Genomic DNA, 7,701 nt, shown 5'->3' on the forward strand with positions numbered 1-7,701 from the left:
AAAACTTATCGAATTAATATAGGTTAAGATCGCAAATAATGACGATGTGTTATAACTTTTACTTCAATTCTCATGCGATCGCTGAAATTTTTCCAATCTTCTTTTTCTTCAATCGTCCTATTTTACTCCCTACTCGGATTTCCGGCGCTCTCTCTTGCTGTTGTGGCGCAAAATTCATCATCTCCGAGCCATTCTATCTCGAATGAGAGCCAATCTTTACAATTAGGACAATCGATAACAGGAGAATTGCAAGGCGATCGCATTCATCGCTACACCCTTATTCTCGAAGCCAGTCAATATTTATCTCTCGCTGTCGAACAACAAAGTATAGAAATAACAGAATTAAGAACGGCAACTCAAAGCGATCGCGATCGCATCCGTGCTGAAAATTTACTTATCGAAGCCTTACAAATCCAAAGTCAAGGGACAGAAGAAGCGAGAAAAAATGCGATCGCTCTTTTAGAGCAAACGATCCCACTTTGGCAAAGCACGCAAACCCGCGATCGCGAAGCATTAACAAGATTTTACCTTGGTGCTCTGCACTACGAAATTAGAGAATATGAGACAGCACTCAAATATTATCAAAATGCCTTATCTTTGTATCGAGAAATTAGCGATCGCATTCAGACTGCTGCCATCTTAAACCGTATTGGCTTGACCTATCGCCGTCAACGATATTTTACAGAAGCGATCGCCTATTATCAGCAAGCACTGACTGAATTTCGCGAACTCGGCGATCGCCAAATGGAAGGGACAATTTTAAATAATATTGGTTTGGCTTATCGATATTGGGGCAAACTCGAACCCGCTTTAGAACATTACGAACAGGCGCTATCTTTGCGGCGAGAAATTGGCGATCGTCAAGGAGAACTCGCCACATTAGGAAGTTTAGCCGGAGTTTATTCTGCTTTAGGAGACCAAAATCTTGCCCTCAATTACTATAATCAAGAATTGCAAGAATTGCCGAGAGAAGAACAAGCCAAGACTCTCAGCAATATGGGCTTAATTTATCGTCAATTGGGAGAATTACAAACTGCTTTAGATTATTATCAGCGCTCCCTCACTCTCGATCGAGAATTTGGTAATCGCTCCGGAGAAGGGATTACTCTCAATAATATCGGTGCAGTTTATTTTAGCCTTGGAGAAATCCAAAAATCCCTCGATACTTATGACCAATCTCTCGAAATTTATCGCGCGATCGACGATCCGAGACGAGAAGCAATTGCCCTGAGTAATATCGGTTTGGTTTATCGGAATTTGGGAGAATATCAAATTGCTCTAGATTATTATAATCGCGCCCTCCTTCTCTATCGCGAAATTAATAACCCCTATAAAGAAGCAACTGCCCTCAATAATAGCGGGACGGCTTACGATGCCCTCGGCGATCGCCAACAAGCATTGCATGCTTACGAACAAGCGTTATCTTTATATCAGAAACTCAACGATCCTTCTGGAGAAGCGATCGCCCTTCATAATCTCGCTATTTTGATCGCCAAAACAGATCGCGATCGCGCCCGAGACTATTTTCAAAAAGCATTAACCCTCTTTCGTCAAGTCGGAAATCGTGCAGAAGAAGCCTTTCTCCTCTATGGTTTTGCTCGCTTTCAACGGGAAAATAGAGACTTAAAAGATGCTCGCGATCGCATTGAAGCAGCGATCGAAATTGTTGAAGATCTCCGCACAAATATTGCCAGTTCCGACCTGCAAACCTCCTATTTTGCCACAGTACAGGACTATTATGAATTCTATATCGACCTGTTGATGCAACTACATCGTCAGGATTCTAACCGAGGTTATGATGCCCTTGCTTTACACGCAAGCGAGCGATCGCGGGCAAGGAGTTTGCTAGAATTACTCGCTGAAGCGAATGCCGATCTGCGTCAGGGAGTCGATCCTCAACTGCTGAACCGAGAACGCACTTTACAGCACAAACTCGAAGCCGTGGAAGAGCGTCGCATTCAACTCCTACAAGGCAGTTATCTTGAAGCTCAACTCACTAAAATCAACAAAGAACGGCAAGATCTCCTCAAAGAATTCGATGAAGTTCGCAGCGATATTCGCACAAAAAGCCCTCGTTATGCTGCGCTTACGCAACCTCAACCTCTAACTCTTTCGGAAATTCAAAAGAAAGTTCTCGATCGCGATACGTTACTGCTATTCTATTTGCCTTCTGCTTCGGCTCTCGATATCATTCGGGCAGAAAGCGATCGGGAAGAACCAAGTAAAGAGATTGCCATTTTACGGGGTGACAAGAAAGCTATAAAGCAGAAAGAATAAGGCGTTGAGCGCGGAGACCTTGTAGGAAAAAAGTCAGCTTATTGCGATTAAGTCTCATATAGGCTTCTACCCATCCCTGTAACATTTGCCGACTGCCTATCCACAACTGACCATACAAACCTACCCAAAAATTGCTATGTCTTTGGGTTTGACGCTTCGATTCCTTGAGACGACAAATATATTTTTGAATTCCTTTTCGTTTCATTTTTTGACCTTGCAAAACGGCAGCCGTATAAGCCATTGTGATTAGTAATACTAGAGCTAATAACCTTTCGGATTTAGCTTGACATTTCTCTAGATTATAACCTCCAGTTTTACAGTCTTTAAACATGGCTTCGATTCCCCATCTTTTCCGATATACTTTCACGGCTTCTTCCCAAGAATCCAAACTTGTGATTAAATACAGTCCCTCAAAACGAGATGATTTTTTCTCCTTTTTTGGCTTCTTTTTCGACCAGTATCCTGCTAAATTCACTCTGCCAAACCCTTTATGTTTGGTAAATTCTACTTGGGAATAAAAGAAACTTTTTCCCGGTGCTAATCCTAGACTAGATAGGGCTTGCTGAAAAAAAGCAAAAAGGTTGAGAAATAAGGCTCAGAGAAGCAAAAAACGCTAAAAAAATTGAGAAAAAGGAGGTAAAATGGTAAAAAGCTGTGTATTTGCCCGCCAAAAATGTATCGAAAAATAGAGAACCGAGAAAAATCTGGAGAAACATTTGAACTGCCATTTGCAGGGAAGTTAAGTGAAGAAAATAGATGGGTAATAATGTCAAAGCTAATTCCATGGACAGAATTAGAAGAGGAATACGCGAAAAAGTTTGCGGAAAAAATGGGAGCGCCAGGAAAACCATTTAGAATGGCATTGGGAGCATTGATAATTAAGGAAAAATTAGGAATAAGCGATCGTGAAACAGTAGAGCAAATTAAAGAAAACCCATATTTACAATATTTTATAGGTGGAGAAAGTTATAGCAATAAAGCGCCATTTGATGCGTCAATGATGGTGCATTTTCGAGAAAGAATAGGGTTAGAATTAGTAAACAAGATAAATCAGAAAATACTCAAAAAGGCAAGAGAAGAAGAAAACCTTCAAAAAAAAAAGTCAGAAGAAGAAAATGAAATAAAAAATCGAGGCTGAGCCACAGGCAATACAGAACATTTTTGGTAGCTAATGAAATCTACCGACAACAGAAATGGATGTGGTCACATAATACCGACAAAATTGAAAATCGAATTGTAAGTTTAACTCAACCTCATGTGCGCCCAATTGTTCGGGGAAAGGCAGGAGCAGATGTAGAGTTTGGTGCTAAAATATCAGCGAGTTGTTTTGAGGGTTATCTATTGCTTGATAGAATTAGTTGGGATAATTACAATGAAAGTGGAGATTTACAAGCTCAAATAGAAGCCTACAAAGAATTTACAGGATATTATCCAGAATCCGTTCATGTTGATAAGATATATCGAACGAGAGCTAATCGTGCTTGGTGTAAGGTGCGAGGAATTAGGATGAGCGGTCCACCTTTAGGAAGACCGAAAAATAATCCCAACCAAAAAGAGAAACAACAGGCAAGAGAAGATGAAAAGCTTCGCAATGAAATCGAGGGTAAATTTGGACAAAGCAAGCGAAGATTTAGTCTCAATCGTGTTATGACTAAACTTTCTCATACTTCGGAAACCGCGATCGCTATTACGGTTTTGGTCATGAATCTTGTTACCCTGCTTCGGCAGGTTTTTTGTGTCAATTTTTCGGGAAAAGGTACTTTTTTGACCCAATTCATTATCTTTCTTTATGGAGAAAAGATTTTCTAGGATTTCCAATTATCATTTCTCACATCCAACACCAAATTGCCTTCCATCCCTCTTTTTTTCTAACTTTTTCAGCAAGCCCTAGATAAGTGCTTATACTCTTTATCTTTTTCTCTTATTATCTTCTTAATGATCGGAAACCATAACCTTTTTATTGTTAATTGACTCAGACTTAAAAATCTTTGAATATGTCTCCGACGACTTTCATATTTTATCGGCAACGATAGTAACCCTGCTAGTTTTTCTATCTGCACTGTTTTGTTCCACTGCAACAGACACAATAACATTTGTAATGTTAACCATTGAGATGCACTCAGTTGAGGCGCGATACATTTTTGGTAGAATGGGGGCAACATTTTTGGATAGGGGTCATTTTCAATTAGATTTGACCCCTTTTTTCTATCATCTTTTCCTCCATTTTCCTCTGTTTTCCCATTTTTGCGGCTTTTCAGCCTCTCGTCACCCCGTGAAGATTGCCATTTTTGCCGATCCCGTCTTTAGTCGGGAAGATAGTCGCCTCTCAACAACGAGATCGCCTTCTTCTGAGTCTTCTACCCTCGCCCTTCTGCAACTCGATCGCGCCGCCCGAGATGTGGGACTGAGTTGGACGCGACTTCCGGGGACTCGTCAAGAAGCGGAAGCCATTCTCGCACTTTTACCCGAGAAGAGCGATCGCTTTTTTGATTTCCAAGCTAGTAAAACGGCAGTCACGCAAGCCGATCTGAAGGATTATCGCATTCTTCACTTTGCGACTCATGGTTTTCTCAACTCACAAAATCCAGAATTATCAGGGGTAGTTATGTCGTTGGTAGACCCTCAAGGAAATCCGCAAAATGGCTTTTTGCGTCTCCACGATGTTTATAACTTAAACTTATCCGCAACGGAATTGGTCGTGTTAAGCGCTTGCGACACGGGAACCGGGGAATTAGTACGAGGGGAAGGCTCCATCGGGTTAACACGAGGATTTATGCACGCGGGAGCCTCTCGCACGATCGCCAGTTTGTGGAAAGTAAGCGATCGCGCTACGGCGGAACTTATGTCCCAGTTTTATGTCAATATGTTTTCGGGAAAAATGCGATCGGCTCAACTAGAGTTATGGCAAGGAGAATGGCAACATCCTTATTATTGGGCAGCTTTTACCCAACAAGGGGAATGGCGATAAAATGATAATTCTCTTTAGTCTTCCGTCTCTGGTACTAAAGTCTCTGGTGCATTCAATTGATTGGTTGAAGGGAAAGAATCTTCTAGAGAAACAGCAGGAATAGCCAAACAGACCTTGGGTAGAGAAGACGACAAATTCAAGAGAAACTCTTTCATCTTCTCTTCATTTCCCGATACAGTACCCAAAAGAAAAGGGTCTTCCGACTCAAAAAACTCTTCTTCTTCCTTGTGTTCCACATTCACTCCTTCAGGAATCTCAATATCTTCCTTGTCAATCATCATCTCGCACATCATGAAATGACTGTCATTTTTCATAAAGATGTGTGGATACCAGCCCAGCTCTTTTTTCTCAAAAAAGAGAACAAAATTATCAGAAATAACGTGTACTCGATCGTCTGAAGTGTCTTGAGAGATTTCCTCGAGCATCTGACGAAGTTCATCAGGAGCATCCTTGTGTGCTACTTCCAAAAGCTCTTCAATAAATTTTGTTTCAGAGAATTTTGTAAGCTCAGACTCTTTGAAAGGGAGCTTGTCAAAGAGGTAGCACCCAGATAATACTGGCATCCAAGCTACGATCAAAAAGAGAGACCCAAGTTTAATATTCATCGCAAATTTATGACTTATTTCAAGTGGCTATGTAAACAAGACTTAACTTATAAATTATAGTGCGGGTTCGATATAATTTTCTTGAATAATAATTGACGTGACACCCTCCGAACTGTGGAAGATAATGGAGGTGTTATTGTGGAGGATATAAGGATGGCAAAGGAGGAGCAGTTGGCAAGATTAACAAGGAGTTCTGAAAAACAACTCGATCTACTAGAAAAAGCGATCGCACTCGCCACCAAAGCCCATACAGGACAAACGGACAAGGCAGGTAAACCCTATATCGAACATCCCTTGAGGGTCATGGCTGCTCTCGATTTCCCCGACGAGAAAATTGTGGGAGTTTTGCACGATACCATTGAAGATTCCGAGCTAACCTTGCCAGAACTCAGCCGTATGGGTTTTCCCGATCGCATTATCAAAGCGATCGACGCACTCACTAAACGTACACAAGAAAACTACGAAGATTATTTGGTTCGCGTGATGGAAAATCCTCTAGCACTCAAAGTCAAAATCGCCGACATGACCGACAATATGAACCTCGATCGCATCACCAATCCCACAGAACGAGACTACCGCAGGCAAGCCAAATACGCAAAGATTTTGCCGAAATTAAAAGTAGCATTAGCCGCAATAAACGATTAAGAAATCGAAAATTAATATCTCTCAAATTCACAGTCCCAAGCGCAATGTTTCAATGGCCAAGACAACAAAAGCCGTCGAAGAAATGCTAAAAAGAACCGTCCGCGCCATAAACTTAGAAAAGCCACTAATGTGAACGATCGCATGACCGAGACGGGCAAAGAAAAAGATAGTCGCACAAGCAACGGTAATCGGACTGGATACATCAAGCATCGTTGCCACCAGCACAACAGCCGCAAAAGGGGCAAAACTTTCTACCGCATTTTGATGGGCGCGGTTAGCACGATTGACCCAATGGGGAAGCGGTGATGTCGGCGCAACTTTATAATCTTTAGGATTGAGCAACCCTCGGGTGTTGACCAACCCCATGACGAAAGGAATCCACAAACAACCTGTTAAAATTGCCGTTAAAACGAGATAAAAAAGTTCGGTACTCACGATTGCCTCTTGATTATTTTGGCAGAAACACCGCTATTTTCCCGCAATATTTTGACAAGATCGTCACTTGGAAGTATTTCTTAAAATTCGATGCCTGGTTGTGCTTTAATATTTTGTTCCCGAAAAGGATGTTTAATTAAAGTCATTTCTGTCACGAGATCGGCCTTTTCAATCAGTTCTGGTGGTGCGCCTCTTCCCGTGAGAATCACGTGGGAATCTTCTGGTTTTTCTCTGAGTCCGGCGATAACCTCTTCAACTTGGAGATAGCCCAACTTTAAAGCAATATTCACCTCATCGAGAAGAACGAGGCGATAATTGGGGTCGCGAATGTATTCTAAAGCTGTTTGCCATGCTGCTTTAGCTTTTTCGATGTCGCGATCGCGATCTTGGGTTTCCCATGTAAACCCCTCTCCCATCGCCTTAAAAACCAATTGCTCGGAAAAACGTCCGAAAATCTCCTTTTCTGCCGGTTCCCAAGCCCCTTTAATAAACTGCACGATCGCCACCCGATAGCCATGACCCAGCGATCGCAGCACCATACCTAAAGCTGCCGTCGTTTTCCCTTTCCCATTGCCCGTATGGACAATAATTAACCCTTTTTCCTGCGATCGCTCTGCAAGTCGTTGTTCTTGCACTTCCTTCCGTCGCTGCATTTTTTGCTTATATTGATCTTTATCCATTTTGTTATTAGTTATTGGTTATGAGTAATTGTTTTTTTAACTGGTGACTGGTGACTGGTGACTGGTGACTGGTGACTGGTGACTGGTGACT

General features: G+C 41.8%; 7 protein-coding genes and 1 pseudogene. 4 read left to right on the forward strand and 4 right to left on the reverse strand.

Annotated elements, in window-relative coordinates:
* Positions 1 to 72 precede the first annotated feature (72 nt).
* Positions 73 to 2,277, forward strand: coding sequence for a tetratricopeptide repeat protein (locus tag AC6RV6_RS05700; RefSeq protein ID WP_500239623.1), 2,205 nt, complete (start codon positions 73 to 75; stop codon positions 2,275 to 2,277).
* Here the strand turns inward: AC6RV6_RS05700 and AC6RV6_RS05705 are convergent.
* Positions 2,258 to 2,752 carry a transposase gene (locus tag AC6RV6_RS05705; RefSeq protein ID WP_500239624.1) on the reverse strand — a complete coding sequence of 165 codons (495 nt, stop codon included), beginning with the start codon at positions 2,750 to 2,752 and terminating at the stop codon, positions 2,258 to 2,260. The genes AC6RV6_RS05700 and AC6RV6_RS05705 overlap by 20 nt on opposite strands.
* A gap of 198 nt (positions 2,753 to 2,950) precedes the next feature.
* Between AC6RV6_RS05705 and AC6RV6_RS05710 the strand changes: the two are divergent.
* Positions 2,951 to 4,086: pseudogene (locus tag AC6RV6_RS05710) on the forward strand (transposase).
* A gap of 289 nt (positions 4,087 to 4,375) precedes the next feature.
* On the forward strand, positions 4,376 to 5,245 hold the full coding sequence (locus AC6RV6_RS05715; RefSeq protein ID WP_500239626.1) for a CHAT domain-containing protein: 870 nt from the start codon (positions 4,376 to 4,378) through the stop codon (positions 5,243 to 5,245).
* 14 nt (positions 5,246 to 5,259) lie between these two features.
* Here AC6RV6_RS05715 and AC6RV6_RS05720 read toward each other — a convergent pair whose 3' ends face one another.
* Positions 5,260 to 5,850, reverse strand: coding sequence for a hypothetical protein (locus tag AC6RV6_RS05720; RefSeq protein WP_500239627.1), 591 nt, complete (start codon positions 5,848 to 5,850; stop codon positions 5,260 to 5,262).
* Positions 5,851 to 6,003: 153 nt separating this feature from the next.
* Here AC6RV6_RS05720 and AC6RV6_RS05725 point away from each other — a divergent pair, with 153 nt between their 5' ends.
* Positions 6,004 to 6,495 (forward strand): GTP pyrophosphokinase, encoded by a 492-nt coding sequence (locus AC6RV6_RS05725; RefSeq protein WP_500239628.1) that lies wholly within the window; start codon positions 6,004 to 6,006, stop codon positions 6,493 to 6,495.
* A 27-nt stretch (positions 6,496 to 6,522) separates the two neighbouring features.
* On the opposite strand, the gene AC6RV6_RS05730 is transcribed toward AC6RV6_RS05725, so the two are convergent.
* Positions 6,523 to 6,930 carry an MAPEG family protein gene (locus AC6RV6_RS05730; RefSeq protein ID WP_500239629.1) on the reverse strand — a complete coding sequence of 136 codons (408 nt, stop codon included), beginning with the start codon at positions 6,928 to 6,930 and terminating at the stop codon, positions 6,523 to 6,525.
* A gap of 80 nt (positions 6,931 to 7,010) precedes the next feature.
* Complete coding sequence (gene cobO / locus AC6RV6_RS05735; protein WP_500239630.1) at positions 7,011 to 7,610, reverse strand: cob(I)yrinic acid a,c-diamide adenosyltransferase; 600 nt, start codon at positions 7,608 to 7,610, stop codon at positions 7,011 to 7,013.
* Positions 7,611 to 7,701 lie beyond the last annotated feature (91 nt).

It is taken from the genome of Spirulina sp. LEGE 11439, from assembly GCF_059821285.1.

Bases quoted from the DNA above. Each gene is read 5' to 3' on its own strand.
- AC6RV6_RS05700 (WP_500239623.1), top strand. From the start codon at position 73: ATGCGATCGCTGAAATTTTTCCAATCTTCTTTTTCTTCAATCGTCCTA.
- AC6RV6_RS05715 (WP_500239626.1), top strand. From the start codon at position 4,376: ATGTTAACCATTGAGATGCACTCAGTTGAGGCGCGATACATTTTTGGT.
- AC6RV6_RS05720 (WP_500239627.1), bottom strand. From the start codon at position 5,850: ATGAATATTAAACTTGGGTCTCTCTTTTTGATCGTAGCTTGGATGCCA.
- AC6RV6_RS05725 (WP_500239628.1), top strand. From the start codon at position 6,004: ATGGCAAAGGAGGAGCAGTTGGCAAGATTAACAAGGAGTTCTGAAAAA.
- cobO (WP_500239630.1), bottom strand. From the start codon at position 7,610: ATGGATAAAGATCAATATAAGCAAAAAATGCAGCGACGGAAGGAAGTG.